This window comes from Pseudomonas agronomica (assembly GCF_025917275.1).
Classification (GTDB): Bacteria; Pseudomonadota; Gammaproteobacteria; order Pseudomonadales; family Pseudomonadaceae; genus Aquipseudomonas; species Aquipseudomonas agronomica.
Genome location: NZ_JAOSHO010000896.1, coordinates 1 through 1,032, shown reverse-complemented (window position 1 = coordinate 1,032; position 1,032 = coordinate 1). Strand labels below are relative to the sequence as shown.

The window sequence follows — 1,032 nt, the reverse complement described above, 5'->3', positions numbered from 1 at the left end:
TGTGGGAGCGAGCTTGCTCGCGAAAGCGGCCTGCAAGACACCGCTGAAATATCAGGATGCCCCATGAGCAACACTAAACCCCGCATCGCCCTGATCGGCGAATGCATGATCGAACTGCAACACCGCGCCGACGGCAGCCTGCAACAAAGCTTCGGCGGCGATACGCTGAACACCGCGGTCTACCTGGCCCGGGCCTTGGGCGACAAAGGATCGGTGGATTACGTCACCGCCCTGGGCGACGACAGTTTCAGCGACGCCATGTGCCAGGGCTGGGCGGCTGAAAACATCGGCCTGGATAGGGTCCAGCGTTTGCCCGGGCGCCTGCCGGGCCTGTACTGCATCCAGACTGATGCGGCCGGCGAGCGACGTTTCCTGTACTGGCGCAACGAGGCCGCCGTGCGCGAGTGCTTCACCACGCCGGCCGCCGCGCCGATCCTGGAAGCCTTGCCGGACTATGACGTGCTGTATTTCAGCGGTATCACCCTGGCGGTGATTGGCGAGCAGGGCCGGCGCAAACTCATAGAAACCTTGATCGAGGCGCGGCGACGCGGTGCCCAGGTGGTGTTCGACAACAACTACCGACCACGGCTCTGGGCTTCGGTCGAGACCGCCCGGGCGGCTTACCGCAGCGTGTTGCCCCACGTCGAGCTGGCGTTGCTGACCGTGGAGGACGAACAGGCGCTGTTCGGTCATGCCGACAGCGAGGCGGTGTTCACGGCCTATGGGCAACTCGGTACGCCGGAAGTGGTGCTCAAGCGTGGCGCCGAGGCCTGCCTGATCCGTTGTGATGGACAGTTCTATGAGGTGCCGGCCCAACGGGTTGAGCGCGTGGTGGATACGACGGCGGCGGGGGACTCGTTCAGTGCCGCCTACCTGGCAAGTCGCTTGTTGGGCGGCAGCCCGGCGGAGGCGGCCGAGGCGGGGCATCTGCTGGCGAGTCGGGTGATCCAGGTGCCGGGGGCGCTGATACCGAGGTAGGAGCTGCCGGACCCTGTAGGAGCTGGCGAAGCCTGCGATCTTTTATTCTTTTGC

The 1,032-nt window shown here is 65.1% G+C and carries 1 protein-coding gene; it reads left to right on the top strand.

Annotated features, from left to right (window positions below; all coding sequences use genetic code 11):
• The first annotated feature begins 63 nt into the window (after nt 1-63).
• Entirely contained in the window at nt 64-978 is a 915-nt protein-coding gene (locus OC610_RS27960) for a sugar kinase (protein ID WP_264432833.1), read from the top strand.
• Nucleotides 979-1,032 lie beyond the last annotated feature (54 nt).